Annotated in this window: 23 protein-coding genes; 9 read left to right on the forward strand and 14 right to left on the reverse strand. The window is 59.7% G+C overall.

Annotation, left to right across the window (positions count from 1 at the left end; all coding sequences use genetic code 11):
* Positions 1-5 precede the first annotated feature (5 nt).
* From ACP15P_RS21320 to ACP15P_RS21330, 3 genes are read right to left on the reverse strand one after another with little or no spacing between them, the layout of a single operon-like run.
* Positions 6-632, reverse strand: coding sequence for a flavin reductase family protein (locus ACP15P_RS21320; protein ID WP_424930490.1), 627 nt, complete (start codon positions 630-632; stop codon positions 6-8).
* Positions 629-1,522, reverse strand: coding sequence for an aldo/keto reductase (locus ACP15P_RS21325; RefSeq protein WP_424930491.1), 894 nt, complete (start codon positions 1,520-1,522; stop codon positions 629-631). The genes ACP15P_RS21320 and ACP15P_RS21325 overlap by 4 nt, the downstream gene beginning before the upstream one ends.
* Positions 1,523-2,677, reverse strand: coding sequence for an LLM class flavin-dependent oxidoreductase (locus ACP15P_RS21330; RefSeq protein WP_424930492.1), 1,155 nt, complete (start codon positions 2,675-2,677; stop codon positions 1,523-1,525).
* 91 nt (positions 2,678-2,768) lie between these two features.
* Here ACP15P_RS21330 and ACP15P_RS21335 point away from each other — a divergent pair, with 91 nt between their 5' ends.
* Both ACP15P_RS21335 and ACP15P_RS21340 read left to right on the forward strand, forming a co-directional pair.
* The gene (locus ACP15P_RS21335) at positions 2,769-3,467 is read left to right on the forward strand and encodes a GntR family transcriptional regulator (RefSeq protein WP_424930493.1); all 699 of its coding nucleotides are present in this window, start codon (positions 2,769-2,771) and stop codon (positions 3,465-3,467) included.
* Between the two features lie 10 nt (positions 3,468-3,477).
* Positions 3,478-4,587, forward strand: coding sequence for a Gfo/Idh/MocA family protein (locus ACP15P_RS21340; protein ID WP_424930494.1), 1,110 nt, complete (start codon positions 3,478-3,480; stop codon positions 4,585-4,587).
* A gap of 109 nt (positions 4,588-4,696) precedes the next feature.
* On the opposite strand, the gene ACP15P_RS21345 is transcribed toward ACP15P_RS21340, so the two are convergent.
* The gene (locus ACP15P_RS21345) at positions 4,697-5,527 is read right to left on the reverse strand and encodes a sulfite exporter TauE/SafE family protein (RefSeq protein WP_424930495.1); all 831 of its coding nucleotides are present in this window, start codon (positions 5,525-5,527) and stop codon (positions 4,697-4,699) included.
* A 215-nt stretch (positions 5,528-5,742) separates the two neighbouring features.
* Here ACP15P_RS21345 and ACP15P_RS21350 point away from each other — a divergent pair, with 215 nt between their 5' ends.
* Together ACP15P_RS21350 and brnA are read left to right on the forward strand one after the other, a co-directional pair.
* Positions 5,743-6,006 carry a BrnT family toxin gene (locus ACP15P_RS21350; protein ID WP_424930496.1) on the forward strand — a complete coding sequence of 88 codons (264 nt, stop codon included), beginning with the start codon at positions 5,743-5,745 and terminating at the stop codon, positions 6,004-6,006.
* A complete protein-coding gene (gene brnA, locus ACP15P_RS21355; protein WP_424930497.1) occupies positions 5,993-6,208 on the forward strand; it encodes a type II toxin-antitoxin system BrnA family antitoxin in 216 nt (71 codons plus the stop codon). Before ACP15P_RS21350 ends, brnA begins: the two co-directional genes overlap by 14 nt.
* 4 nt (positions 6,209-6,212) lie before the next feature.
* Here brnA and fdhF read toward each other — a convergent pair whose 3' ends face one another.
* From fdhF to ACP15P_RS21395, 8 genes are all read right to left on the reverse strand, one after another.
* Positions 6,213-9,008: a formate dehydrogenase subunit alpha gene (gene fdhF / locus ACP15P_RS21360; RefSeq protein WP_424930498.1), complete on the reverse strand. Its 2,796-nt coding sequence runs from the start codon at positions 9,006-9,008 to the stop codon at positions 6,213-6,215.
* A 3-nt stretch (positions 9,009-9,011) separates the two neighbouring features.
* On the reverse strand, positions 9,012-9,452 hold the full coding sequence (locus ACP15P_RS21365) for a hypothetical protein (RefSeq protein ID WP_424930499.1): 441 nt from the start codon (positions 9,450-9,452) through the stop codon (positions 9,012-9,014).
* 8 nt (positions 9,453-9,460) lie between these two features.
* A complete protein-coding gene (locus tag ACP15P_RS21370) occupies positions 9,461-9,829 on the reverse strand; it encodes a VOC family protein (RefSeq protein ID WP_424930500.1) in 369 nt (122 codons plus the stop codon).
* Entirely contained in the window at positions 9,826-11,517 is a 1,692-nt protein-coding gene (locus ACP15P_RS21375) for an NAD(P)H-dependent oxidoreductase subunit E (RefSeq protein WP_424930501.1), read from the reverse strand. Before ACP15P_RS21375 ends, ACP15P_RS21370 begins: the two co-directional genes overlap by 4 nt.
* Before the next feature lie 168 nt (positions 11,518-11,685).
* Positions 11,686-13,353, reverse strand: a complete 1,668-nt coding sequence (locus ACP15P_RS21380) for a formate--tetrahydrofolate ligase (protein WP_424930502.1) — start codon at positions 13,351-13,353, stop codon at positions 11,686-11,688.
* A gap of 210 nt (positions 13,354-13,563) precedes the next feature.
* Positions 13,564-14,439: a LysR family transcriptional regulator gene (locus tag ACP15P_RS21385; RefSeq protein ID WP_424930503.1), complete on the reverse strand. Its 876-nt coding sequence runs from the start codon at positions 14,437-14,439 to the stop codon at positions 13,564-13,566.
* A 48-nt stretch (positions 14,440-14,487) separates the two neighbouring features.
* Complete coding sequence (locus ACP15P_RS21390) at positions 14,488-15,564, reverse strand: ParB/RepB/Spo0J family partition protein (RefSeq protein ID WP_424930504.1); 1,077 nt, start codon at positions 15,562-15,564, stop codon at positions 14,488-14,490.
* Complete coding sequence (locus ACP15P_RS21395; protein ID WP_424930505.1) at positions 15,542-16,954, reverse strand: AAA family ATPase; 1,413 nt, start codon at positions 16,952-16,954, stop codon at positions 15,542-15,544. Before ACP15P_RS21395 ends, ACP15P_RS21390 begins: the two co-directional genes overlap by 23 nt.
* Positions 16,955-17,640: 686 nt before the next feature.
* Between ACP15P_RS21395 and ACP15P_RS21400 the strand changes: the two genes are divergently transcribed.
* Both ACP15P_RS21400 and ACP15P_RS21405 read left to right on the forward strand, forming a co-directional pair.
* Positions 17,641-18,921 carry a RepB family plasmid replication initiator protein gene (locus tag ACP15P_RS21400; protein WP_424930506.1) on the forward strand — a complete coding sequence of 427 codons (1,281 nt, stop codon included), beginning with the start codon at positions 17,641-17,643 and terminating at the stop codon, positions 18,919-18,921.
* A 72-nt stretch (positions 18,922-18,993) separates the two neighbouring features.
* Positions 18,994-19,968, forward strand: coding sequence for a sugar-binding transcriptional regulator (locus tag ACP15P_RS21405; protein WP_424930507.1), 975 nt, complete (start codon positions 18,994-18,996; stop codon positions 19,966-19,968).
* A 6-nt stretch (positions 19,969-19,974) separates the two neighbouring features.
* Here the strand turns inward: ACP15P_RS21405 and mtnA are convergent, their stop codons facing one another.
* Both mtnA and mtnK read right to left on the reverse strand, forming a co-directional pair.
* On the reverse strand, positions 19,975-21,087 hold the full coding sequence (mtnA, locus tag ACP15P_RS21410) for an S-methyl-5-thioribose-1-phosphate isomerase (protein WP_424930508.1): 1,113 nt from the start codon (positions 21,085-21,087) through the stop codon (positions 19,975-19,977).
* Complete coding sequence (gene mtnK / locus ACP15P_RS21415) at positions 21,087-22,358, reverse strand: S-methyl-5-thioribose kinase (RefSeq protein ID WP_424930509.1); 1,272 nt, start codon at positions 22,356-22,358, stop codon at positions 21,087-21,089. Before mtnK ends, mtnA begins: the two co-directional genes overlap by 1 nt.
* Before the next feature lie 129 nt (positions 22,359-22,487).
* Between mtnK and ACP15P_RS21420 the strand changes: the two genes are divergently transcribed.
* Genes ACP15P_RS21420 through ACP15P_RS21430 form a run of 3 tightly spaced genes read left to right on the forward strand, consistent with a single transcriptional unit; the run spans position 22,488 to position 26,135 of the window.
* Positions 22,488-24,014 (forward strand): sugar ABC transporter ATP-binding protein, encoded by a 1,527-nt coding sequence (locus tag ACP15P_RS21420; protein WP_424930510.1) that lies wholly within the window; start codon positions 22,488-22,490, stop codon positions 24,012-24,014.
* On the forward strand, positions 24,005-25,060 hold the full coding sequence (locus tag ACP15P_RS21425; protein ID WP_424930511.1) for an ABC transporter permease: 1,056 nt from the start codon (positions 24,005-24,007) through the stop codon (positions 25,058-25,060). The genes ACP15P_RS21420 and ACP15P_RS21425 overlap by 10 nt, the downstream gene beginning before the upstream one ends.
* A gap of 22 nt (positions 25,061-25,082) precedes the next feature.
* Positions 25,083-26,135 carry a substrate-binding domain-containing protein gene (locus ACP15P_RS21430; RefSeq protein WP_424930512.1) on the forward strand — a complete coding sequence of 351 codons (1,053 nt, stop codon included), beginning with the start codon at positions 25,083-25,085 and terminating at the stop codon, positions 26,133-26,135.
* Positions 26,136-26,172: the final 37 nt, after the last annotated feature.

Genomic DNA, 26,172 nt, shown 5'->3' on the forward strand with positions numbered 1-26,172 from the left:
TCCGTTCAGGCGTCGAGAAACCGTCCGAACCGACCCATGCAAAACACCAGGGCATCACCTTCCCGCAACGCCGCCTGGTCCACACGACCCACGATAATCTGATGATCTCCCGCATCGTGTTTCTGTGCAACCGTACACTCAAACCGTGCGAGACAGTCATCAAAAAGTGCCGGCGCGGACACATTTTCACCCGTTTCCCCAGCAATCTGTGCCATTTGACTCTCAATCTGTGCCACTTCGCTGCACGACTGTGCCAAATCACTGCTCGATTGCGCCAAATCGCGACCGGTTTGTGCCAGTTCGAGGTGCTCAAAGGCCGTCGCGGACTTCGCAAAACCCGCCGCAATGTCCCGGTGTTCATGCCCCAGAACATGCACTGCGAACCGTTCCGCCGCCTCAAACGCCGGATACCGCCCCGAGGATTTCGCCACGCACCACATGATCAGCGGCGGATCGAGCGAAACACTCGAAAAACTGTTGACCGTAATGCCTATGGGACCGGTTGAGGTCTGCGTCGTAACCACAGTCACTCCCGTGGAAAATCGCCCCAGCGCTTCCCGGAATTCCCGCGTGTTCTCCGGTCCCGGACGGATGTCCCGAAACGCACCCATTTCGCCACCATCCGCCATCATGCCACCTCATGGCCGCAGGCGGCCTCAAGAATTTCAAACCAGGTCTGACGATCCATGTCCACATCCATCGCCTTCGACATCACCCCAATGCGCTCAAGGTTGTTCGTTCCCAAAACCGGAATGATTCCAGAAGGATGCGCCAGAAGCCACGCAACCGCCACCGCCGCGCGGTCCACGCCATTCCGCTCCGCAACCGTATCGAGAATACCCGCAAGCGGCGTGCCGGTTTCAGTCATCAGCGACCCGCCTCCCAGCGGTGACCACGCCATCGGCCGAATGCCATGACGCTGCAACCATGCGAGATCACCATTCGAAAGGCTGTCCCGCGCCGCAAGACTGATCTCCAACTGATTGGTAATAAGCAGATTTTTCATCCCCGACTGAAGCAGCTCAGACTCCCATGGCCGGAAATTCGACACACCGGCGCCACGAATCTTGCCCGCCGCGATCAACTCATCCAGCACGCCACCGGTTTCCACATGGTCCATCAACGGATCCGGCCGATGGATCAGCAGAACGTCAATCACGTCAATGCCCATGTTTTTCAGTGAGTTATCGACGGATGTGCGAATATGATCCGCTGACGTATCGTAATGCTTCACCCGCGTTCCCGGCCGCCGGTCGGACAGAAGCATGATGTCGCATTTGGTGACAATCTCCATCCGGTCGCGCAGTTCCGGCGCGGCTTTCAGCGTATTGCCCAGGATCTCCTCAGAGGCATAATCTCCATAGATATCAGCCTGATCGAAGGTGGTAATGCCCTGCTCAAGGCAGCTTTCGAGCTTCGCCTGAACATGACCCACCGAATGATCCGGATCGTCTCCCAGCCGCCAGAGACCATAAACAATGCGGCTGAATTCAATGTCTTTTGAGAGACTTACACGTTCCATTTAAACCCTTGCCCCCACGCCAAGCGGTGTTGCCGGTGTCGATGCCGGCTTGCGACCATAGGCTTCCGGCAGCGAACATGTTTTCAGATGCGGCATGACCAGACGGCCAAAATGCTCCGCCTCCTCCTTATGGGGATAGCCGGAAAAAATGAACGCGCGAATGCCCATCTTCTGATATTCCTCAATCTCGGACAGAACCTGGTCCGCCGATCCGACAATCGCCGCGCCACAGCCCGACCGCGCCCGGCCCACACCGGTCCACAGATGTGGCTCGATATAGCCAAACTCATCGGCCACATCGCGGTTCTTCGACTGGTGCGACACGCCGAGCGAGGTGGAATCAAGCGCCCTCTCCCGGATCTTGCGGCCGTACTCGTCGTCGAGTTTCGAGACGATGTCATCGGCATATTCCCGCGCCTCGGCCTCGGTATCGCGCACGATCACATGCACCCGCAGGCCGTAATCCAGCGTCCGGCCATACCCTTCGGCCCGCTCATGCACCGCCTTCATCCGCCCGGCCAGATCCTCTTTCTTCTCCGGCCACATCAGGTAAACGTCACAGTGCTCGCCGCAGAGGTCCAGCGCCGCCGGGGAATACCCCCCAAAATAGAGCAGCGGCCCACCCGTCTGATACGGTCGCGCCGGATCCGTGGTCAGCCCGGTGAAGTTGTAGATCTCGCCCTGGTGGTCGAACTCGTCCCGCGTCCACGCCTGCTTCAGAATCTCCACAACCTCGCGCGAGCGCTGATACCGGTATCCGCTTTCCGCCTTCTCGCCGGGGAAATCGGAGCTGATGATGTTCACCGTCAGCCGCCCCTCAAGCATGTGGTCAAGCGTCGCCACCGTCCGCGCCAGCATGATCGGCTGCATCTCGCCACAGCGCACCGCGGCCAGAAGATTGATCCTGTCGGTGATCGGCGCACACCCGGCCACAAAGCTCAGGGTGTCCTGCCCCACCTGATAGGAGGACGGGCAAAGGATGTTGCGAAACCCCTGGGTCTCGGCGGTCTTCACAATATCCGAACAGTGCCTCCAGCTGGAACGGAGATCCCCGTCGGGAACGCCAAGATACCGGTAGTCATCGGAACACAGCGCCGAGAACCAGGACACCTCGGCCGCGTCCAGATCGGGCGATGTTACGGGTACGACAGTCATCGGAAATTTCTCCGCGGAAGGTTGCTTTTCCCTTTTCGTAACACCCGCCTTGATATAGATCAATGATGTATCAATTTTTTAGGCCACGCAGATGAACCCGCCCAACACGCTCCCGAAATATATCGAGCTGAGCGAACGTCTCATCCGGGACATCGGGGCGGGACGGCTGCTGGACGGGGAACGCCTTCCCCCCGAACGGGAACTCGCCCGACAGCTTGGCGCCTCGGTCGGCACCCTGCGAAAGGCGCTTGCCGAGCTTACCGAACGCGGCCTCCTGGAACGGCGGCAGGGATCGGGCAACTACATCCGCCATGCCGAAAACACCGGCAGCATCTATTCCATGTTCCGCCTCGAACTCCACGCGGGCGGCGGCCTGCCTACGGCGGAAATCCTCGCGGTCGACACCCTCGACAAACCCGGTGACCTGCCCACATTCGGCACCTCACACCGCGGCACCCGCATCCGGCGCCTGCGGTTTCTGGACCGGACCCCGATCGCGGTGGAGGAGATCTGGCTCGACGCCGACATGGGCGAACTCACCCGCGAGACCATCTCGGACTCGCTCTACCACACCTATCAAAGCCGCCTCGGTTTCTGGATCGCCCGCGCGGAGGACCGTGTCGGCATCGGAACCGTGCCCGCCTGGGCGCCGCCGGGCTTCAGCCTCCCCCCCGGCACCACCTGCGGCTACATCACGCGGTTAAGCTGGTCCGAGCCGGAACACCCGGTCGAGTTCTCGCAAACCTGGTTCGACACCGCCCGCGCCCTTTACGTACAGCGTCTCAAATAACGGTACTGCAATGACAAAAAAAACTATCCGCTACGGCCTGATCGGTTGTGGCATGATGGGCAGGGAGCACATCAAAAATATCAACCTTCTGCCCGACACCCAGATCTCCGCGATCCTCGAGCCAAACGCCGAAATGCGCGACCGGGCCAAACCGCTCGCGCCTGACGCCGTCTTCCCCGGCAGCCTGGCCGAGCTGCTGGCCCTGCCTGATCTGGACTGCCTGGTGATCGCGAGCCCCAATCATTTCCACTGCGACCAGCTTCTGGAAATCGAACGGACCCGCCCCCTGCCCCTGCTCGTGGAAAAGCCGCTCTTCACCGGCGAGGAAAACCTCTCCGCCATCCGCGCCCTGGCGCAGACCTACCCCGCGCATATCTGGGTCGGCATGGAATACCGCTACATGCCGCCCATTGCCGCCTTCCTCAAGCGGGCCGAAGCCGTAACCGGCGGCATCAAAATGCTGACCATCCGCGAGCACCGGTTCCCCTTCCTGAGCAAGGTCGACAACTGGAACCGCTTCAACCTCAACACCGGGGGAACCTTCGTGGAGAAGTGCTGCCACTTCTTCGACCTCATGCGCCTGACCCTGGGGTCCGAACCCGTCCGCGTCATGGCGAGCGCGGGGCAGGACGTGAACCATCTCGACGAGGTCCATGACGGTCACATTCCCGACGTCCTCGACAACGGCTATGTAATCGCGGATTTCGCGAACGGCGCACGCGCGATGCTGGAGCTGTGCATGTTCGCGGAAGGGTCCAAATACCAGGAGGAACTGTCGGCCACCGGACCGGACGGGCGCATCGAGGCCTTCGTCCCTGGCCCCACCCGCTTCTGGCCCGACGATCTGGGCGAACCGCCCCTGCCCATGCTGCGCATTTCTCCGCGCAACCCCAAACGTCCGGTCAGCGAGGCGATCCCCGTGGACCCCGAACTGCTCGACGCGGGCGACCATAACGGCTCGACCTTCTACCAGCACCGGAATTTTCTGGCCCTTGTTCGCGGCGAAACCCGCGCGCCGGAGGTCAGCCTGGAGGACGGCTGGCGCGCCGTGGAATTCGGCATCGCCGCGCAGCATTCCGCGCAGACCCACCAGGCCGTTCAGATCCCGTTGTTCAGCTGAAACGTGAAACCCTGACCCGGAGGGCGGCGACGGCCGCGGGCGGAAGCGAAGCGCCGCCCATGGGGGCGGTCGGCGCTGCCCGGCGGGAGGGTTCAACCGGTCGCGCCCCTTAAAAAAACGCCGAATTGAGCATCTTCAAACTGCTCAGGAACAGAAACACCGCGAACGCCAACCGAAGCCGCGCCGGGTTCAAACTGTGCGCAATCCGCGCGCCCACCGGGGCGGTAAACACACTGGCCGAGAAGATCAGAACCGCCGCCGGAACGCTGACATAACCCAGCGAATACGGCGGCCGCAGATCCACGCCCCAGCCTGACCAGACAAACCCGATCGCCGCCGGCACCGCAATCACCAGCCCAAACGCCGCCGCCGTGCCAACCGCCTTGTGAACGGGATACGAGAACGCCGTCAGCGTCGGCACCGACAGGGTCCCGCCACCAATCCCCATCAGCGAGGAAAAGAGCCCAATAAACGACGGCAACGCACTGCGCCCCGCCGGATTCGAAGGCAATTCCTTAGCGATTACAATGGCTTTCGGCAGAACCATGTTGATGGAGACCAGAAGCGCAATCACCCCGAAAATCCCCGTCAGATATGCCGAGGACAGGAATTTCGACAAAATTCCACCCACCAGCGCACCGGCAAAAATCCACGGCGCCCAGGTCATCAGGACCTTTCGGTCAATGTTGCCCTTCTTCTCATGGGAGCGCGCGGAGGAGATCGAGGTCGGAATGATCGTGGCAAGGGACGTGCCCACGGCCACATGCATGGCTACCACGTCCGGCACATTGAGGTAATCGAACAGCCAAAAAAGCACCGGCACGATGACAATGCCACCGCCAACACCCAAAAGTCCCGCCAATACCCCGGCAATCGCCCCGGTCAGAACAAGCCCGGCCGCCAACAGCGCCAGAAAGCCCGGTGAGTAGAGAGTTTCCATTCGAGTCCCGTCATTTGAGCCGGGAACGACTCCACAGCCCGAAGGCATCCGGAAACCCGAAGCCAAGCAAAAATTAACACACCGGTTTTGGTAAGCCCGGTTTACAAAACATTCAACCGGACAATTCACCCGGCATCATGCCCTCACCGAATTAAGAAACCCTCGCCCCACCGTGCGCTCATTGATTATGAATAATAATTATACTATTATACCCCATGAAGTTCGAATACGATCCAGCCAAGAGTGCCGCCAACGAGGCCAAACACGGCATCAGCTTCGACGCGGCCCAGGCTCTCTGGGACGACCCCTGGCTGCTGGAGGCCCCGGCCCGAACCACGGATGAACCACGGTTCCTCTCCGTGGGCCGGATCGACGGCAAACATTGGACCGCCGTTTGGACACCACGTAATGGCCGCGTCCGCATCATCTCGGTGCGACGGGCAAGGAAAGAGGAGATCGGCTACTATGGAAGCCTCTGATTTCGATAAAAAATTCGACGCGGGCGAGGACATCTCCGACGCCGTCGACTGGTCCCGCGCCACCCGGCCCAACGACCGCACGCGGCGCGTCAATGTCGACTTCCCCGCCTGGGTGGTCGAGGGCCTCGACCGCCAGGCTCGTCACCTCGGTGTCACCCGGCAGTCACTCATCAAAATGTGGATCGCAGAGCGGCTGGAATAGAGCCCTACTCCGCCGCCATCGCGCCGCCCGGAACCTCAACCCGACAGGCCGAGAACTTGAACTCCGGAATCTTGCCATAGGGGTCAAGCTGCGGATTTGTCAGGACATTTGCTGACGCCTCCACATAAGCAAACGGCACGAACACCATCCGCTCCGCCACCGCCCGGTCCGCCCGCGCCATAATGGAAATCGTGCCGCGCCGGGTGGTAATATTAATCATGTCCCCCGGCTCCACACCCATCTCCCGCAGGGTGCGCGGATGCAGCGACGCGCTCGCTTCCGGCTCAATTCCGTCGAGAATTTTCGACCGCCGCGTCATCGATCCCGTATGCCAGTGCTCGAGCTGCCGCCCGGTGATCAGGATAAACGGATAGACCTCATCCGGCAGTTCCGCCGGCGGCGACACCTTCGCAGCCGTGAACTTCGCCCGTCCATCCGCTCGCGGGAAGCCATCACCAAACACCACCGCCTGGCCCGGATCGGACTCCGACAGGCTCGGATAGGTCACCGCATCCTCGGCCTCCAGCCGGTCCCAGGTGATGTTTTCCAGCGAACGCATGGACAGCTTCATCTCCTCAAACACCTCACGCGGCGCGGCGTACTCCCAGCCAAGCCCCAGCCGTTTGGCAAGCTCCACCGTGATCTCCCAATCGGGCCGCGCCTCACCCGGCGCATCCACCGCCTTGCGGCCCATCTGCACCTGACGGTTGGTGTTCGTCACCGTCCCGGTCTTCTCCGGCCACGCCGTCGCGGGCAGGATCACATCGGCAAAATTCGCGGTCTCCGTGAGGAAAATGTCCTGTACTACCAAATGCTCCAGACGCCCCAGCGCATCTCGGGCATGTTCCACATCCGGGTCCGACATGGCCGGGTTTTCGCCCAGAATATACATGCCCTTGACGTCACCACGATACATCGCGTCCACGATCTCAACCACGGTCAGACCAGGCTCCGCCTCGATCTCCGTCCCCTGCCAGATCTCCTTAAACAGGTCGCGTTTGTCGCCTTCCTTCACGGACTGATAATCCGGCAAAAACATCGGGATAAGCCCCGCATCCGAGGCTCCCTGCACATTGTTCTGCCCGCGCAGCGGATGCAGCCCGGTCCCCGGCCGCCCCACATGCCCGCAAAGCAGCGCGAGCGAAATCAGACAGCGGGAGTTGTCCGTACCGTGGATATGCTGGCTCACGCCCATGCCCCAGAAGATCATGCCGCGCTGCGCCGTGGCGAACTCCCGCGCCACCGTGCGCAGCGTCTCCGCATCGATCCCGCACAACTCCGCCATCTTCTCCGGCGGGAAGTCCTTTATGTGCTCGCGGAACGCGTCAAAACCTTCCGTGAACCCGTCGATATACTGCCGGTCATATAGCTCTTCCTCGACGATCACGTTCATGATCGCATTGAGCATCGCTACATCCGCCCCCGGCCGAAACTGCAGCATATGGGTCGCATGGCGCCGAAGCCCCTGCCCCCGCGGATCCATCACAACGAGCTTGCCGCCCCGCTTGGCGAACTGCTTGAAATAGGTCGCCGCCACCGGATGGTTCTCGGTCGGGTTTGACCCGATCACGATGGCAATATCGGCGTTCTCGATCTCATTGAACGTCGCCGTGACAGCTCCGGACCCGACATTCTCCATCAGCGCCGCCACAGATGACGCATGGCAAAGCCGGGTGCAGTGGTCCACGTTGTTGTGCCGGAACGCCTGCCGGATCAGCTTCTGGAACAGATAGGCTTCCTCGTTGGAACACTTGGCCGACCCAAACCCGGCCAGCGATTTACCGCCGTGCACGTCCCGCAATTCGGCCAGACCGCCCGCGGCCCTGTCCAGCGCCTCCTCCCATGTCGCTTCCCTGAAATGCGTCCACGGATTGGCGGGATCAACGTTCAAACCCTTGGCCGGTGCGTCCTCACGGCGGATCAGTGGTGTGGTCAGACGATGCGCATGGTCAATGTAGTCAAACCCGAACCGTCCCTTCACGCAAAGCCGGTTCTCATTCGCCGGGCCGTTGATCCCGTCGACGTATTTGACCTTGTTGTCCTTGATTTTGAACGAAACCTGGCATCCCACGCCACAGAAAGGACAGACCGATTTCACCTCGCGGTCATAGTCCTCACTGTCTCCAACCTGTTTCTCATCCACCACCGTCGCGGGCATCAGAGCCCCCGTCGGACAGGCCTGAACGCATTCGCCACAGGCCACACAGGACGACGCGCCCATCGGATCGTCAAAGTCGAAAACGATCTTCGCATCCCGCCCGCGATCGGCCATTCCAATCACGTCATTGACCTGAACCTCCCGGCAGGCCCGAACACATAGGTTGCACTGGATACAGGCATCCAGATTGACCTGCATCGCCACATGACTGTCATCAAGCAGAGGCACGCGGACGGCCTCCACCTTCGGAAACCGGCTCCCCGTCACGCCCGTAGCGTCCGCCATGTCCCAAAAATGCGAGGATTTATCGTGAGCCGTTTCCCGCTCCGGCTGGTCCGCCGCGAGCAGTTCCATTACGAGCGCCCGCGACTTTTTCGCCCGCTCACTTTCGGTCTCAATCACCATGCCCTCGGCCACCGGCCGGATGCAGGACGCAACCAGCGTGCGCTCGCCCTCGACCTCAACCATGCAGGCGCGACAGTTACCATCGGAGCGGTAGCCCGGCTCGGGTTTATGGCACAGATGCGGGATCACCAGCCCCCGCCCATGAGCCGCCTCCCAGATCGTCCAGCCTTCGGGAACGGTGGTTTCCTCACCATTCAACATGAAGGTAACGGTTGGAACCTGAGCACCATCTGCCATCAGCTATTCCTGCTCCATCATAAGTTTGAACACTTCGTAACACTCGGGCGGATAGTCTTCGCCATCGTTCGATTCACAGACTTCGAGAGAAGTACAAAATTCCCCGGTTGCGTCTGCGCCGCCCAAGATCTCCTCAAGCGCCGCCCGATATTCCGACGCGTCCTCTTCCCATGTTGAAGCAGCAAACGCAGCAATTTCAGATTCTGGAGAACAGCCGCCAGCCTCCAGCTGGGCATCCAAAACGCGAAGATCGGTGTCACTCAATAGTCCACACGCATACCGGGCCGCCGCGACATCAAATGCGGAGTAAAAACCATCCATTGTAGTTGAGTCATCAGAGGATAAGGGCGCACCTTCCGGCGCGTCTCCAAAATAACAATGCGCCAACTCTTCTGCATGGACCGGAACACCGGCAATTAGGAACAAAAGTATGAAAGCTCGCATAAATTTTTCTACCTGTGTTGATCTATCAGGATCGGATTGCCGTCCGGGTCGAGGAGGGTAATCGACGCGGGGCCACTGGTGCCAGCCTCCACTTCGGAGGTCAGTTCCAGGCCCCTGGCTTTCAGCTCCTCCTGAACGTTGCGGACATCAGCGAATTCCTCAAGGTTTTCAGCCCCCTGGGTCCAGCCGGGATTGAAGGTGATGATGTTTTTTTCAAACATGCCCTCGAACAGACCGATGACCTTGTCGCCCATGCGCATCATCATCCAGCCCTCGCCACCCCCGGCGGCCTCGAAGCCCAGCTTCTCATAGAACGCGATTGACGCCTTCAGATCCTTCACCGCAAGACTGATGGAGAAAGCGCCAAGGTCGCTCATATCTCGTCCCCGAAATGCTTGATCACGAGCCGGATGGGGTTCGGTGCGGCCTGCCCCAGGCCGCAGATGGACGCGTCCCCCATCACCTGACAGAGGTCTTCCAGCAACGGCTGATCCCAGGTTTCGGCCTGCATCAGTTTTACCGCCTTCTCGCAACCCGTCCGGCACGGCGTACACTGTCCGCAGCTTTCATCCTCGAAAAACCGCAGCATGTTCAGCGCCGCATCCCGCGCCCGATCATGATCCGACAGAACCACAACCGCCGCGGATCCAATGAATGTACCATGAGGCTGTAAAGTATCAAAATCGAGCGGAATATCCCCCATCGACGCGGGCAAAAGCCCCGAGGACGGACCGCCCGGCTGATAGGCCTTGAAGACATGCCCCGGCGCCATACCGCCCGCGGCCTCTATTAAATCGAGGATAGTGGAACCGGCATCGAGTGCATAAACACCCGGTTTCGCCACACGCCCCGAAATCGAATAACTGCGCAGACCCTTACGGTCATTGGTCCCGTGATTGCCATATACCTCTGGCCCCTCACGGGTAATCCGGGCAATCCAATGCAGTGTCTCAACGTTATGCACGAGCGTTGGACGGCCAAACAGACCGACCTGCGCCACAAAAGGCGGTCGATGCCGGGGCAAACCTCGCTTGCCCTCGATGCTCTCGATCATCGCGCTTTCCTCGCCGCAGATATAGGCCCCAGCCCCGCGACGCAGTTCGATATATCCCGGCTCCGCAATCCCGGCCTCTTCAAGCGCCGCGATCTCCCGGCGCAGGATTTCCAGAACCGCCGGATATTCGTCCCGCATGTAGATGTAACAGCGCGTGGCTCCAATCCCGAAGCCGGCCAACAGGATACCCTCAAGCATGTAATGCGGGGTGCGCTCAAGGTAGTACCGGTCCTTGAAGGTTCCCGGTTCGCCCTCGTCGCCATTTACGGCCAGATACTTTTCACCTTCAGCCGCACGCACAATGTCGAATTTCTTGCCGGACGGAAACCCCGCCCCGCCCAGACCGCGAAGTCCGCTTTCGAGAACATCCTTGATGACACTCTCCACACTGCGTTTGCCTGACCTGATATCGGCAAGCGCCCTATAGCCACCGCCTGCGCGGTATGCGGCAAGGTCCTCGTAGTCCGGGATGACGGCATGGGTTTCGCCTGCAGCAATTGCGGCCGCAATTTTCTCCGGAGTAGCGTGGTCCACATGGTTGTGCCCCAGTTCTGCCACCGGAGCGGTGTCACAGCGGCCCATACAGGGCGCGCGCAGCACCCGGACCTCGGAGGGATCCATACCGCTCTCCAGAGCGACTCTGAGCGCCTGTGAGCCCGCCATCTCGCAGGACAGGCTGTCACACACCCGGATGGTCAGCGCGGGCGGTGGCGCCTCGTCCTCTTTCACCACGTCGAAATGGGCGTAGAAGGTCGCGACCTCATAAACCTCCGCCTGGGCCAGACGCATTTCCTCGGCCAGTGCCCGCAAATGACGGGCGGAGATGTGACCATGGTGATCCTGGATCAGGTGCAGAAACTCGATGAGAAGGTCGCGGCGGCGCGGACGGTCACCGAGCAGGTCACGTACGTCCTCAAGTGCCGCATCGTCATACTGACGGCCCTTGGGCTGTCTGCGGCCCTTGCCTTTGCCCGATTTCCAAACCCCCGGGCGATCATCCAACGGCGCCATACGTTTCTCTCCACCGGCCCGGACGGGCTGTTTTTAACTGTTCACCCATTGCCATCAGGAAAACATATCATCAAATCAAAAAAGGAACAGATACGATAAGCTGGGCTTATCATTAACCGAAGGTTGACCACCCGGCCCCATCCGCGGGCCGGGCAGCGGCTTTTCCGCCTAGAACAGTCCGTCGATTAGACCTTCCTCATTGATCCGGATGGCTTCCGCAGATGGAACCCGGGGCAAACCGGGCATCGTCATGATCTCACCACAGATCACCACGATGAACCCCGCCCCGGCGGAAAGGCGTACCTCACGGATGGGAACGCTGTGACCCTCCGGCGCGCCGCGGAGATTGGGATCGGTGGAGAAGGAATACTGGGTTTTTGCCATGCAGACCGGCAGGTTACCGTAACCTTGCGCCTCCCACTGTCGCAGCTGATCCCGGATTTTTTTGTCCGCGATCACCTCATCAGCGCGGTAAATCCGCTTGGCAACGGTTTCAATTTTCTCGAACAGCGGCATGTCGTCACCATAAAGCGGCGCGAATTGCGCGGCCCCGCCCTCAACAAGTTTGACGACCCTTTCGGCCAGGTCCGTGATCCCGGCCGAGCCTTCAGCCCAGTGTTTGCAGAGCACGGCCTCAGAGCCCTGGCTTTTGACAAACTTCCTGATCGCCTCGACTTCGGCGTCGGTGTCGGTCACGAAATGGTTGATGGCGACAATGGCCGGGACGCCGAACTGTTTGACGTTTTCGATATGCCGCCCGAGATTCGCGCAGCCCTTGCGCACCGCCTCGACATTTTCGGTCCCAAGATCATCCTTCGAAACACCCCCGTTCATTTTCATCGCGCGCACCGTCGCGACGATCACAACCGCTTCCGGGGCCAGTCCGGCCTTACGGCACTTGATGTCGAAAAATTTCTCCGCACCCAGATCCGCGCCAAAACCGGCCTCCGTCACCACATAGTCCGCCAGCTTCAGCGCCGTGGTGGTGGCAACGACCGAGTTGCAGCCGTGAGCGATGTTGGCAAACGGTCCGCCATGCACGAAGGCCGGGTTGTTCTCCAGCGTCTGCACCAGGTTGGGCTGCATGGCCTGTTGCAGGAGCACGGTCATGGCACCGTCGGCCTTGATGTCGCGCGCATAGACCGGCGAACGGTCGCGACGGTAGGCCACGATGATGTCCCCAAGACGCCGTTCAAGATCAGCAAGATCCGTGGCAAGGCAGAGGATCGCCATAACCTCGGACGCCACGGTGATGTCGAAGCCCGCCTCCCGGGGGAAGCCATTGGCCACGCCGCCGAGGTTGCAGACGATCTGGCGCAGGGCGCGGTCGTTCATGTCCATCACGCGACGGAACGCGATGCGGCGGATGTCGATGTCCTGCTCGTTGCCCCAGTAGATGTGGTTGTCGAGCATGGCGCTGAGCAGGTTGTGCGCAGAGGTGATGGCGTGGAAGTCCCCGGTGAAGTGGAGGTTCATGTCCTCCATCGGTACGACCTGGGCGTAACCGCCACCAGCCGCACCACCCTTCATCCCGAAACAGGGGCCAAGGGAGGCTTCACGAATGCAGATCGCCGTCTTCTTGCCAATCGCATTGAGACCATCGCCCAAACCTACGGTTGTAGTTGTCTTGCCCTCCCCTGCCGGCGTCGGGTTGATTGCCGTGACGAGGACCAGATGGCCGTTCCTGCGGTCGGCGAGAGAACGGATGAACGTCTCCGAGATCTTGGCCTTGTCATGACCGAAGGGAAGCAGATGCTCCGCATCGATCCCGAGCGTGGCACCAATTTCCTGAATCGGTTTCTTGTTCGCCTTGCGGGCAATTTCTATGTCGGACATTCCACATTCTTCCTGTCGGGATTTTCTGTCTCGGTTATGCCGCCCGCAATTTTTCCTCCCATCGCGGACAGGCTCAGGTCTAACAGAAACTTTGCCCGCGACCCTTTGCCCTGCGAACAGGCGTGCGCCAAAACCGACTATCATCAGTTTTCGAGAAGCAGGGCTGGCCGTGATGGTCGGGACAGGGTGTGCGTTCGCAGGCCCCGCGAACTACCGCAGAAGATCCAGCAAAACCCGCACCGCCGGTGTAACCGGATTTCGGTTCCCGGTGATCAGGCACATGGCCTTGCGCACGCTTGGCTCAACGAGTGGCAACACCACGATGTCGGGATTGTCGGCAAACGGGATGGCCAGCGCATCAGGCACGATGGTCGCGGCAAAACCGCTGCGGACCTGGTGCTGCGAGACCGAAAATACGTTGGCCTCCGATATAACGTTTGGGACGAGACCGAGATCGGCAAACGTCCGGTCGAGGATGCGGCGGTTCTGCATCTCCGGTACCAGCAGGCTGAGCGGCAGTTCCGCGGCCTCACGCCAGGTGGCCGTCCCGGTTTCGCGCGGGGCCATCTTTGTGGAAACGAGCAGCACATAGGTTTCGTCGTAGAGCGGATGGATGTCTACGAAGTCTGCGGAGGTACCGTCCAGGTAAGTGACGCCAACGTCAAGCGTTCCGTCCTCAATGCCCCGTTGGATCTCGAGTGAGGTCTGGGAATGAATGCGTACTCCAATCTGCGAGTGCATCGTCCGCAGCCTGGGTGGCAATTGGGAGGTCCAGGCGAGGGCCGTTGGCACGCAACCAATCGACAGCTTGCCCGACACCGACCCTCGCACGGATCGGACTTCCTGCTCCAAAACCTTGACATCATCCAGCAGTTTCCGCGCCCAGATGAGGAGCATCTCACCCTCCTCCGTAAAGCCCTCATACCGGTTACCCCGCCGGACCACTGGCACGCCCAGATCAGCCTCCAGATTGCGTAGCCGCATCGAAAATGCCGGTTGCGAAATGCCACACTCCTCTGCCGCCCTGGCAAAATGCCTGTGGCGTGCCAGAGCGGTGATGAGCCTCATGTCGCGGAGGTCAATCATGGGACGAACTCTGCATAGCGGACACCAAAATTGATACAACTAATTGATTTAATTATGTAAATTATCACGGAGTACGGCCAGAACGGTCGAAACGGCGTCCCTGTCCACGTTGTCACCGCTCAAACGCAGCAGATATCCTTTCCTGTCGGATGCGGGCGTGAGGGTAATGCCATTCGGAAGACTGACCGGCTCAAGTCCGTTGAGATCCGGGGTCTGTGTTTTAGGTCTGCCGCCCCTGCCCGCCTTACGACCCGAACCTTCGGCTTCGCGGATGACGGGTTCGAGAAGCGCCCACTCAGACGCCGGATCCGTACCCTGCCCCAGCGCGAGTTCTGACCGGAGTTTCGCGTCGAAACCCAGGCGCAGTGCGTTGGCCAGCCGGAGGCCGTCCTTTTCCGTCAAGACCGTGGCATGGTTAAGCATGTCGCCCAATTCCTCATGTATCAGAGCGAAAGAACGAACCTTTGATCGCTTCGCCTTGGATGCGGCGTGGAAAAGCCCGGCCACGGCCTGGTCGATGTTCGGGAACGTTCCCTGAGCGACAGCCAAAGCCGCGATACGACCCCTTTCGTAATGACTCAGGTCGCTACGGATTTCGTTTTCCTCGACCATGGAGACCAGCTTTTCCTGGACGTCCCGCGGGCTTCGGATGATGGCGCGGATGGAGGCCGATGGGCCATTTATCTCCCGAACCGCGGTCAGACGGCGCAGACCGGATATCAGCCCGTAGCGCTGACCGGCCTCATCGTCGGAAATTTTGAAGACCTCGATGGGCATGCGCAGCCCGCTGCTGGCGATTGACGCCTTGAGTTCTTCCAATTCCTCGCGGTCCACATCCATGCGGTCGCGGGTCAGATCGTTAGCCGCAATCGACGCGATCGGGATTTCCTGGAGGAGCAGACCGCCCCGCTCCGCTTCGCGGTACTTTTTAGCATCGGCTTCGTTCCGGGCCGTTTCCATTCGCCGTTCTGTCGTCTCGGGATCAACCGCAGATGCCGCGTCCCGGGCTACCTGGGCTATGGGTGGAACCGCAAACGGGTTCCCTGAAGGTTTCGCGGCGAAACCTGCCTCGAGTTCGCGCAATTCTTCGGCACTTGGGCCTTCAACGCGTTTCCTTCGTGCCATTGTCACCTCCCTGTTCCGCGTCCATCAATTGTTTGTCCCGCCACCAGCAGCCAATCAGGATTTCCTTAAACTCGGCATAGGTCCGGTCGAACGCCTCCCGGCCGCGCGCATAGGTCTCGCGGTTGAAATCACGGTAATCGGCCTCGTAGATCCCGTTGACCTGTTCGCCAGCCTGACCCACCAACGCCGTGAACTCCTGCCGCGTATTGTTCATGAAGTCACCAAAATAGGCCTGAATGGCGTTAGCGAGATCCCCCTGTTGATTGGCGTCGAACCGGGTGATGAGTGTCCGGACCACATCCCATTCAAACATGGACTCCGGTAAACCTGCGGCTCGGCGCGCGGCGTTTTCTCCGGTCTCGATCGAAGCAAATGTAGAGTAGAGCATGTCAAAGAACCGACCGGTGCTGTCGAATTCGAGGAAGGATGCCCCGAGTGGCACGAGCAGAATATCGGCCGCCGCAAGCGCGTTGATTGTCAGGTAGCCGAGCGCCGGTGGCGTATCGAGAATGACCACATCGTAATTGTCGAACACACCGTCGTTTTCGAGGGCGTTCGTCAACCCATCCCACAGCGGCCAAGCGCGCGCCTGCATCCGCCAGACGGGGATCTGGAACTCCGACCAATAGAGGTTCAACTGGGCGCCGATCAGGTCAATATTGGGCCAGTGAGTTTTTTGGATGACGTCGCTGGCCGTGGTTTTTTGGGCTTCAATGAGAGTCTCATCGAATGGAAGAGGCTGGACGCCCTTGGCTTCACGGACCCGGTTTTCCTCCGACAAATGGCTGGCATAGTCCTTCGCGATCAGCGGGAAGACCGTGGACCATTCGTCTGGCACGGAACCGCCCATGATGGAGGTCATGGACCCCTGACTGTCGAGGTCGATGACAAGGACACGATAGCCGTCGAGAGCTGCGGACATGGCCAGATGCGCCGCCGTCGAGGTCTTGCCAACACCGCCCTTGAAATTGGCCACGGCTGTGATTTTTGCCGGTAGACCTTCGGGCCGATAGGGCAGATATTCCTTTGACGACAGGCCTTCGTGAGCCAGGTGCTGGCGGAGAACCATGATTTCTTCGAGGGTAAACCATTTGGTGCCGCCGGATCCTTCGCCCTGAGGCAATTCCGGGTTTTGTCTCAGGACACGCCTGAAATGGGCCGGAGCGATCGGCAGGAGGTATCGGCATATTTCCCATGTGGAAAACTTTCGCAGACGCTTGCGCCCATCGGGAGCATGACCACGCTTGGCAAGGTCTTCACGACCTCGCGCAGCAAAGGCTGCGGCTTTCGCGAATCGGGCGGTATCAACCGGATCGCCAAGGTTGCCAGCGGCCCGTTCTGGGTCTAGGTTGAAATAGGGCGGAGGTGTTGGGTCTGTGGGACGGTTCACGCAGGATTATCCTTTTTCATGTCACACATTCTCTGCATCGATATGCAAAACATCGCACATCTCAACCGGTTTGTGAATCGTCGAAAAATGTTGAGCATGATCTGTCGGGTTTCGTCGCGAAACCACCGCGATTACTCTTTTTGGAACATCGAGAGATGCAACAAAGTGTATTGATTCTTGTAGGAATTTAGAGTCTTTGTTGCGGAAAAACCGTTCGATATCATGAGGATATGAGTGAACAGGTGCCCATATCCATGATGGCGGGTACCCGGTTACAGGATGGATGGTGCCTGGATACGGGATGAAGGGTGCCGATTCACGGGGAGACGGGTACCGATTCCCGGTGGAGCGAATTAGGTGGATCGCAGGTCGAATTTTTCGGCAAAAAGCTCTCCAAAATTGTTGTATCCGGGCAGGGACGGGCGGCCATCTGAGGTTAAGGTACCGGTTTACGGGATGTGTTTTAGACGGATGCAGACCAAAGGTACCCGGTTACGGGAGTCAATTTTGGCGGCCTTGCTCGCGAAAACCGATTGATTTCTCCCGTGTGTGGCACATCCGGTCCGCACGCGGTGTGACTGGTGGTCCCCTCAACAACCCTGAATGGTGGAAAGTACCCGATCTAAACTTGTCCACGGGTGCCTTGTCGTATGATAGTAATAAAAACCCCAAACAAGGTGGGAATCATGAGCGGGCAGGTTGATATACCTCGTGACAAACTGACCGGGCCTCTACGGCGCAGCTCGGTGAAAAAGAATGTGGCGGCGATTCATGTGTCCGGCAAACTGACATTGCTTCAGCGGAAGTTGTCGAATGTCTTGCTGCTCAATGCTTATGATGATCTTATCACCAAGCCGACGCATAGGATCGACGCGCGGACCCTGTGCCTGATGATCGGCTACAATTCAAATGATATGGATACGCTCAAGGCGTCGCTGAAATCCCTGGCGGAAACCGTGGCCGAGTGGGACATGCTGGACGAAAAAGGCCGGCAGGAATGGGGTGTCTCCGCGCTGCTTTCCTTTGCTCGGCTGAAGGGGGGCGTTTGCGAGTATGCCTATTCGTCGGCGCTTGCGGAAAAGCTGCACGACCCCAAGGTCTTTGCGCTCATCAACCTGAATATCCAACGCAGGTTCACATCGGGCCATGCTCTTGCGCTTTATGAAAACTGCTACCGGTTTGTGAGAACGGGCAGTACCGGGTGGTGGCCGATTGATCTGTTTCGCCGCCTGATGGGCGTCGACGGGTCCGCGTATTATGAGAGTTACAAACACCTGAACGCGAAGATCATCAAACCGGCGGTCGCCGAGATCAACAAGAGCTCAAATATTGTCGTGCGTCCGGAGGTCCGGCGACAGGGCAGGGCGGTCAGCGATATCCGCTTCCTGATCAAGGAGAACCCGCAACTCGCCATGTTTGACATTGACGACGGTGAGGCGGTCCGGTCCGGCAAGGTCTATGAGAGCCTCGTCAAACTGGGCGTGGGCGATCGCCTGGCGCGCCAGTGGATTGCCGAGCACGGGGAAGATATGGTTGCGCAGAAGATGGACTGGGTGCGCAAGCAGAAGGATGTCAACAGTCCGGTGCGCTATCTTAGCGCCGCCATGCGCGATCGCTTCGGTGGTGAGGCCGAGATGACGGTGCAGGATGAGGAGAGCCTGCGTGCAGTGACGGCCAGAAAGCTTAAGGAGGAAGAGCGGCAGGCGGCGCTGGACGCCCGCAATGCGGCTCTGGCGCGGGAAAAATCGGAACGGGCCCAAAAGCTCGCGCGGGTGCGTGAGGTGGCGGATGCGCGGTCACCCACCCTGCGTGACGCGGACCGGCGCCTGTTCATGGCAAAGCTGACCGATGAGCTTGAACGGGAAGATTTCCAGCGCAACGGGTGGGCCTCGGCGATCAACGCACCAGCCATCTTTGATTTCTGGGAACAGATGGCGCCGGGTATTTTTGACGGGGACGAGGTTTGACCTCGCAACACCAATGGCTCTTGTTGACATTTGTCAGATGCTACTGACAATGTTTGAAAAACAGGGAAGCCAATGGCGATATCAACCAGGCGCCGCTCGGTCGGCGCATTCGGCGGTGACAGGATCATTATTGAGGCCGCGTGGCTCTATTATCACGAGGGCATGAACCAGAACGCCATTGCGGAACGGCTGGATGTGTCGCGGGCGACGGTGGTAAATTACCTTTCGGATGCGCGGGAAAAAGGCTTCGTTCGGATAACCCTGGCCAATCGGGTTTTTACCTCCCACGAACTGTCACTGGAGATTAAACAGCGCTTCGGGCTTGAGGCGGTTTATGTAGTTGCCGATGACGCCTCTGCCGAGGGGTCACTGACCCGCGTGGCGCGGGGGGCTGCGGAATGGTTGCCTGACCTTCTTGCGCCGGGGGATCGTTTGGGCGTGGCGTGGGGTCAAACGGTCTTCGAAATCGCGGAAGCGATGAACCCGACGCGCACGACGGATGTGGTGGTGCACCAGTTGGTGGGGTCGGTCTCGAGTCCCTACGGTTTTACGGCGGAAGTCTGTTCCGCGCACCTCGCCGACCGGCTGGGCGCGCGCTGCGTGAATTTGCATGCGCCCGCAGTGATCAGCACCGCCGAGCTGGCCAACCGCCTGCGGGAGGAACCGATCATCCAACAGCAGTTCGCGGCGCTATCACAATGCAACAAGGCGATATTTGCGGCCGGGTCCTGCGCGCCCGACAGCCATGTTGTTCTAAGCGGGATTTCGACCCTGCCAGAGTTTGAAACCTACGTCAAAGACGGGGCGGCTGGCGTGCTGTGCGGTAGGTTCATTGACCAGTCGGGGCGCGAAGTGCGGGGACCGCTGGATGGCCGGATCATGGGTGTCGAACTCGACCTGCTGACCGGTCTTGACATGGGTATTCTGGTTTCCGTGGGTGAGGACAAGGTCCGGCCCATGCTGTCAGCCATTCGGGGCGGGTATGTTACCCATGTCGTGACGTCGGAAAGTACGGCGGCCGCCATTCTTGCCCTGGATGACGGCTGAGCCGAGTTACTCCGCCGGTTCGGCAACGCCCTGTTTTGGGAAGAGGCCGGCCAAGCCTTCCATGGAGGCCTCACAGATGCCGCGTTCGGTGATCAGCCCGGTGACAAGACGTGCGGGTGTGACGTCGAAGGCAGGGTTGTGGCCGGGTGTGGCATCAGGCGAGATCTGGACCTGGGTTATTGTGCCGTCCTCCAGCTTCCCCTGGACGTGGGTGACCTCAGAGCCGTCACGTTCCTCGATGGGAATGTCCCGTAATCCGTCGGTGACGGTCCAATCGACGGTAGGGGAGGGCAGGGCGACGTAGAATGGAACTCCGTTGTCTTTTGCGGCAAGTGCTTTCAGGTAGGTGCCGATTTTGTTGCAGACGTCGCCGGCGGCGGTGGTGCGGTCGGTCCCAACGATGACCACGTCGACCTGGCCATGCTGCATCAGGTGGCCGCCGGCATTGTCGACGATCAGACTGTGCGGCACCCCATGGCCGGCCATTTCCCAGGAGGTGAGAAGGGCGCCCTGGTTGCGGGGCCGTGTTTCGTCCACCCAAACGTGAATCGGGATACCGGCTTCCATGGCGTGGTACATGGGCGAGGTGGCGGTGCCCCAGTCGACCGTCGCAAGCCATCCGGCGTTGCAGTGTGTGAGGATGCGCACGGGTTCCCCTGGAGCCTTGTTTTTGGCGATCTCACGGACGATTTCGAGGCCGTGGACGCCGATCATGCGATTGTTCTCGACATCCTCGTCGCAGATTTCGGCTGCACGCCTGAATGCGGCCTCCGCCCGTTTCTCCGGCGGGAGCTGGCTGAGAACCGAGCGCATGTCGTCCAGTGCCCAGCGGAGGTTCACCGCCGTGGGCCGCGTCTCGTGCAGGACTTTCCACGTTTCATCCAGAGAGGTGTCCGACGGGTCGCGCTTCATCTGATCCGCGACACCGTAGGCGGCTGTCGCACCAATTAACGGCGCGCCGCGCACCCACATGTCGCGGATGGCGGCGGCGTATTCCTCGCGGGTCTTCAGGGATACGACGCGGAATTCGTGTGGGAGCCAGCGCTGGTCAATGATTTTAACCTCACTGGTCGCTTCGTCAAACCAGATCGACCGGTAGTGTGTATCCCCAACCCGCATCAGGCGTCCTCCAGTACAAATGAGCCGGCCACATCAAAAATGTCCGCGACAGTGGCGCAGCGGTCGTTCCCATTGAGAATGAGTTCCCGGCCGAACCGCAGGGCCTGGGCCTCGAGCGTGGCGCGACGCTCCTCATCCGTAATAGTCTCAAAGTCCGCATTGTGGGCGAGACCCAGAATACGTCGGTGAATCTCTATACCGCAGATCTTCAGCGAGTCCTGCCAGACCGTGTTCAACCATTGCTCGAGAGCCTTGCGGGAAGCGGCGGTATGGCCCTGATCCTCGAGGACTGCGGACGGGTAAAGGATACCGGTGCGCTCCGTTTCCCAGAGGCGGGTGAACTCATCTGTGAACACCTGCCATATCTCACTGGTGGCATTGGCGATCCAGTCCTGAAAGCTGGTGCGCGACCCAGGCGACGCCTCATGTCCTGGCTGCGCGAACCAGGCCATCAGCATGTTGGACGTCAGCATTCCCATGTCGAAGCCCATCGGGCCATAGAGTGCGAATTCGGGGTCGATGACTTTGGTGTCGCTGTCCGTCACCATAATCGAGCCGGTATGCAGATCGCCGTGAAGCATGGTCTCGGCACGGTTGCAGAAAGCGGTTTTCATCTCCTGCACGATCAGTTTCATTTCCGTGTCGGCGCGAAGCTCCGCAACGAGGTCGTCAAGCCACGGCGAGGTGTGCCGGTTCATTTCCGCTTCGAAATAGGGGTCGGTGAATACGAGGTTTTCGGTGATATCACAGAGCGCTACATTGTCCGCGAACAGCGCTACATCGGCCTTTTTCCGGGACGTTTCCATATGGAGGTCGGAGCCACGAAACAGCGTGCGTGCACAGAAATTGCCGAGCGCGGTGCCAAGGCCTTCGGTTTTTTTACCTTCAATCAGTGACTGTCGCAGGATGATATGCGGCGAGAGATACTCCATTACGATGAGCGCCTGCTCCTCGTCGAAATGGTAGACTTCCGGGACGCGGCCTGGGTCTCTTGCGGCCTGACGGGTCAGGGCGTGGTACTCAAAAAAGGAACGGCTGAGGGGCAGGGGCCAGCTGTCACCGACGAGGCGGACATAGGGCAGGGCCTGTTTAACGATGACGGAGCCATTCGGGCCGTCCACAATGAAAACGAGGTTCAGGTTGCCGTCACCGACCTCCCTGGACGTCCATTGGGATCCGTCAGACCCCAGTTTTTCCTGAAGTATATCAACGTTGCCAAGCCGTTCCGCGATTGTTTCCGTAGTCAGCGGAGAATATCCGTGGTTGCTCAAGATGGTCCCCCCGGTTGCCCAGTTATTTTGATTGATCACCGGGCATGGTTGTGGACTTTTCGTCAAAAGTCAATGTCGATTGACTTTTGACGATACCCCTTCCAATAATTGCCGCTACGGGAGGAATAAATGAGCGAAGCTGTCATAACGGCGGAAGCGGTCGAGAAGTCTTTTGGGGCCAATCACGTCCTGCGGGGGATTAATCTGTCGCTGCGTGAGGGTGAGGTCACCGCGCTCATGGGGGCGAACGGGGCTGGCAAATCCACATTGGTGAAGATCCTGAGCGGCGTTCACCGGGCCGATGGCGGGATTATTCGTTTGGGCAGCGAACGCTTTGAACCGGGTTCGCCCTCGGAGGCGATGGCGGCTGGTGTGGTGACTGTCCATCAAAGTATCAATGACGGGGTTGTAGCCGATCTGGATGTGGCGTCGAACCTGATGCTGGACCGGCTTGCGAAGCATGGGTCGGGCTTTTTCGTGAATACCCGGAAGCTGCGTCAGGAGGCGGGCAAAGTCGCGGCGTCCATCGGGCTGGAGGTGGATATGGGGCGGATGGTGTCCCGTCTTAGCCTCGCGGACCGGCAGCTTGTCGCGATTGCCCGTGCGATGAACCATGACCCCAAGGTCCTGATCCTGGATGAGCCCACATCGTCGCTCTCCGCGGCAGAGGCCGAGCGTTTGTTTGATCTGATCGACCGGTTGCGCGGGCAGGGGGTATGCATCCTTTATATTTCCCACCGCATGTCGGACATTCGCAGGATCGCTGACCGGATCGTAACCATGCGGGACGGGATCATTACCGGCCGGTTTGAGCGGCAGCCACTTGATTACGAGGGGGCCGTCGAGGCGATGCTGGGGCATGGCATGACGGACGTCGATATTCGCGCGGGTAAGGCTGGAATGCCGGTTCTGGAGCTGGAGGGTCTGCGCCTGCGCGAAACGTCGAGCCCGATAGATGCGCGGTTCTGCGTGGGCGAGGTCGTTGCTGTTACGGGTCTAATCGGAAGTGGCAAGAGCGATCTTGCGAGCGTTCTTTACGGCCTCAGGCCGCCGGCGCAGGGCAGTATGACAATTGATGGAAGGACCTACGCGCCGCGCTCGGTCCCGGACGCGAAACGGCACGGGGTTTTCCTCTGCGCGCGCGACCGAAGCACAAGCGGCGTGGTTCCGGATTTTGACATTAGCGGCAACATTACGCTCCCGTTCCTTAAAAACTATTCCAGTCTTGGATTTTTGAACCGTGTTTCGCAGCAGACCCGCAGCCGTGGACTGATCAACGACCTTGGCATCGTTTGTCAGTCAGAGCAGGATGCCATCGGCAACCTCTCCGGTGGCAACCAGCAAAAGGTCATGGTGGCGCGCTGGCTTTCGGAGCCAAGCCGGGTTCTGGTTCTCGACGAACCATTTCAGGGAGTGGATATTAGTGCGCGGCGCGACATTGGACGGAAGATCCGCGAAACATCCGGTGACAGGGCAACGATCGTTCTGGTGGCTGAACTCGATGAGGCAATCGAGATTGCCGACCGTATCCTTGTGATGAGCGATCACACGATCGTTGGGGAGCACATGGCGGGCAGCCTCGATATCAGCAGTATTTTGGCAGAGGTCGCCGGGCGGTCCCGCCCGCAGACTACGGTTGGGGAACAATGGCAATAAAATCTGAAACCGCAAATCAGTCCGGGGGAGGTCTCTCAAGGGCGGTCGTGCTCGACCTAGCGATCCGCTATGGCTTTTTGGCTTTGCTGTTCGGTCTGGTGGTGTTTTTTGCTCTGGCGGCAGATGGGTTTTTCAGCCCGATCAGCGCGATTTTTATTTTCCAGTCGGTGGCGATCACGGGCATTCTTGCTCTCGGGGTGACCTGCACACTGGTGGTTGGCGGGTTTGACCTGTCCATCGGGTCGGTGGCGACGTCGGCGCTTATGCTGTCCGCCTATGTGATGGTTGTCTGGGAGCAGAATGCGGCTGTAGCCGTTGCGGCCTGTCTGGTGATGGGTGCGTTTGTTGGTTTTGTGAACGGCATACTGATCGTGCGGATGAAGGTTCCCGATCTGCTGGCGACGCTCGGCATGATGTTCCTGCTGGTTGGTCTGCAACGTATTCCGACGGAGGGCCGATCCATTGCCACGGGGATGACGCTTCCCGACGGGACGGTGGCCGAGGGGTCGTTTTCCAAAGGATTTCTGTTTCTGGGGCGACACCGGTTTGATTTCTTCCTCGACAACCTTTTGCCCGTGTCCGTTGTATTCCTTTTGGCTATCGGAGTGCTTGTGTGGGTGTTCCTTGAACTGACCCGTCATGGGCGGCTGATGTACGCAATCGGATCGAACGAGAAGGCGGCTGCGCTCGCCGGGATCAATGTGAACCGGTACAAAGTCTTGGCGTACATGATTTCCGGGGTTCTTGCCTCCATTGGCGGCATCCTCATGGCCGCGCGTCTGGGGAGGGGGGACATTGCGTCGGGCAACAACCTGCTGCTGGATTCCGTGGCGGCGGCGCTGATCGGATTTGCCGTATTGGGCAAGGCCAAACCGAATGCGTTTGGCACGGCCATGGGAGCCCTGTTTGTGGGGATTTTGCTTCAGGGTCTGACCATGATGAACGCCCCTTATTACACGCAGGATTTTGTGAAAGGTGCGGTCCTGGTGGTGGCGCTGGTCTTTACATTCTACCTTTCGGCCAACCGGGCCGGAGAAAACAAATAACAATCCAACGGAGGAAACACTCATGGAATTCAAAAGACGCGGTTTTCTGGCATCCGCCAGCGGCCTGGTTTTCGGACTGACGGCATTCGCGACCGGCGGTCTGGCGCAGGACATGCCCGCACCGTTCGACATTGCAGGCGACGTGAAAATCGCTCTGGTTCGGTACCTGTCAACCGGAGACTTCTTTCAGGCGTACCTGTCGGGTGTTGAGGCTCAGGCCGCGGCGCTTGGTGTTGACCTGCGGGTGTTCGACAGTCGCCAGGATGCGGCGCTTCAGGCCGATATGGTGGACCAGGCCATCGCGCTCGGCGTGGACGGTATTATTGTGCAGCACGGGTTGACGGAATCCATGCAGGAGGCGGTTCAGCGCGCTGTGGACGCCGACATAAAGGTCGTGGCTTTTGACGTGAATGTCGAAAACCCGGCGGTGCCGCAGATCGAACAGTCCGACCGCGATCTTGCCCGCCTCGCGCTGGAGCAGGCGATTGCGGACAACGGAGAGGAATTCAAGGCAGGCTACGTTTACGTGCCTGGCATTGCGCCGCTGGATCGTCGTGACGAAACCTGGCGGGATTTCAAGGACCGTTACGAGGGCATCAAGGAGGCGGCGGTTTTTGGTACGCTGGACAATCCGATCGCCAACTCCAACGCCAACCAGGCCCGCTCGGTATTGCAGGCCAACCCGGATATCACCGTGATGTTCGCGCCCTATGACGAGTTTGCCAAAGGCGTGAAGATTGCCGTGGACGAGGCCGGTCTTTCCGATCAGATCAAAATCTACTCGGCTGATGTTTCGACCGCCGACATTTCCGCGATGCGGGAGGAGGGCAGTGCCTGGGCCGCAACGGCCGCGACCAATCCAGCCGTGGTGGGTGAGGTGAGCGTGCGGGCGCTTGCCATGCTGCTGGCCGGTGAGGATCCTGGAGCCCAGGTGGTTGTTCCGCCGACACTGATTTCCCAGGACATGCTCAATGAGCTGGACATCAAGAACATGGAGGAACTGGGAGCAAAAATGCCGCAGTTTGCCCATGCCGATGTGGCCGTACCGGAATGGATGCCGCTACCCGCGCGCTGATAATCCGGGAACGCTGATTTGGACGGGCCTTAGCCGA

The sequence above is a fragment of the Amaricoccus tamworthensis genome, from assembly GCF_049800875.1.
GTDB classification, from domain to species: Bacteria; Pseudomonadota; Alphaproteobacteria; order Rhodobacterales; family Rhodobacteraceae; genus Amaricoccus; species Amaricoccus tamworthensis.

Bases quoted from the DNA above. Each gene is read 5' to 3' on its own strand.
- ACP15P_RS21320 (WP_424930490.1), bottom strand. From the start codon at position 632: ATGATGGCGGATGGTGGCGAAATGGGTGCGTTTCGGGACATCCGTCCG.
- ACP15P_RS21325 (WP_424930491.1), bottom strand. From the start codon at position 1,522: ATGGAACGTGTAAGTCTCTCAAAAGACATTGAATTCAGCCGCATTGTT.
- ACP15P_RS21330 (WP_424930492.1), bottom strand. From the start codon at position 2,677: ATGACTGTCGTACCCGTAACATCGCCCGATCTGGACGCGGCCGAGGTG.
- ACP15P_RS21335 (WP_424930493.1), top strand. From the start codon at position 2,769: ATGAACCCGCCCAACACGCTCCCGAAATATATCGAGCTGAGCGAACGT.
- ACP15P_RS21340 (WP_424930494.1), top strand. From the start codon at position 3,478: ATGACAAAAAAAACTATCCGCTACGGCCTGATCGGTTGTGGCATGATG.
- ACP15P_RS21345 (WP_424930495.1), bottom strand. From the start codon at position 5,527: ATGGAAACTCTCTACTCACCGGGCTTTCTGGCGCTGTTGGCGGCCGGG.
- ACP15P_RS21350 (WP_424930496.1), top strand. From the start codon at position 5,743: ATGAAGTTCGAATACGATCCAGCCAAGAGTGCCGCCAACGAGGCCAAA.
- brnA (WP_424930497.1), top strand. From the start codon at position 5,993: ATGGAAGCCTCTGATTTCGATAAAAAATTCGACGCGGGCGAGGACATC.
- fdhF (WP_424930498.1), bottom strand. From the start codon at position 9,008: ATGGCAGATGGTGCTCAGGTTCCAACCGTTACCTTCATGTTGAATGGT.
- ACP15P_RS21365 (WP_424930499.1), bottom strand. From the start codon at position 9,452: ATGCGAGCTTTCATACTTTTGTTCCTAATTGCCGGTGTTCCGGTCCAT.
- ACP15P_RS21370 (WP_424930500.1), bottom strand. From the start codon at position 9,829: ATGAGCGACCTTGGCGCTTTCTCCATCAGTCTTGCGGTGAAGGATCTG.
- ACP15P_RS21375 (WP_424930501.1), bottom strand. From the start codon at position 11,517: ATGGCGCCGTTGGATGATCGCCCGGGGGTTTGGAAATCGGGCAAAGGC.
- ACP15P_RS21380 (WP_424930502.1), bottom strand. From the start codon at position 13,353: ATGTCCGACATAGAAATTGCCCGCAAGGCGAACAAGAAACCGATTCAG.
- ACP15P_RS21385 (WP_424930503.1), bottom strand. From the start codon at position 14,439: ATGATTGACCTCCGCGACATGAGGCTCATCACCGCTCTGGCACGCCAC.
- ACP15P_RS21390 (WP_424930504.1), bottom strand. From the start codon at position 15,564: ATGGCACGAAGGAAACGCGTTGAAGGCCCAAGTGCCGAAGAATTGCGC.
- ACP15P_RS21400 (WP_424930506.1), top strand. From the start codon at position 17,641: ATGAGCGGGCAGGTTGATATACCTCGTGACAAACTGACCGGGCCTCTA.
- ACP15P_RS21405 (WP_424930507.1), top strand. From the start codon at position 18,994: ATGGCGATATCAACCAGGCGCCGCTCGGTCGGCGCATTCGGCGGTGAC.
- mtnA (WP_424930508.1), bottom strand. From the start codon at position 21,087: ATGCGGGTTGGGGATACACACTACCGGTCGATCTGGTTTGACGAAGCG.
- ACP15P_RS21420 (WP_424930510.1), top strand. From the start codon at position 22,488: ATGAGCGAAGCTGTCATAACGGCGGAAGCGGTCGAGAAGTCTTTTGGG.
- ACP15P_RS21425 (WP_424930511.1), top strand. From the start codon at position 24,005: ATGGCAATAAAATCTGAAACCGCAAATCAGTCCGGGGGAGGTCTCTCA.
- ACP15P_RS21430 (WP_424930512.1), top strand. From the start codon at position 25,083: ATGGAATTCAAAAGACGCGGTTTTCTGGCATCCGCCAGCGGCCTGGTT.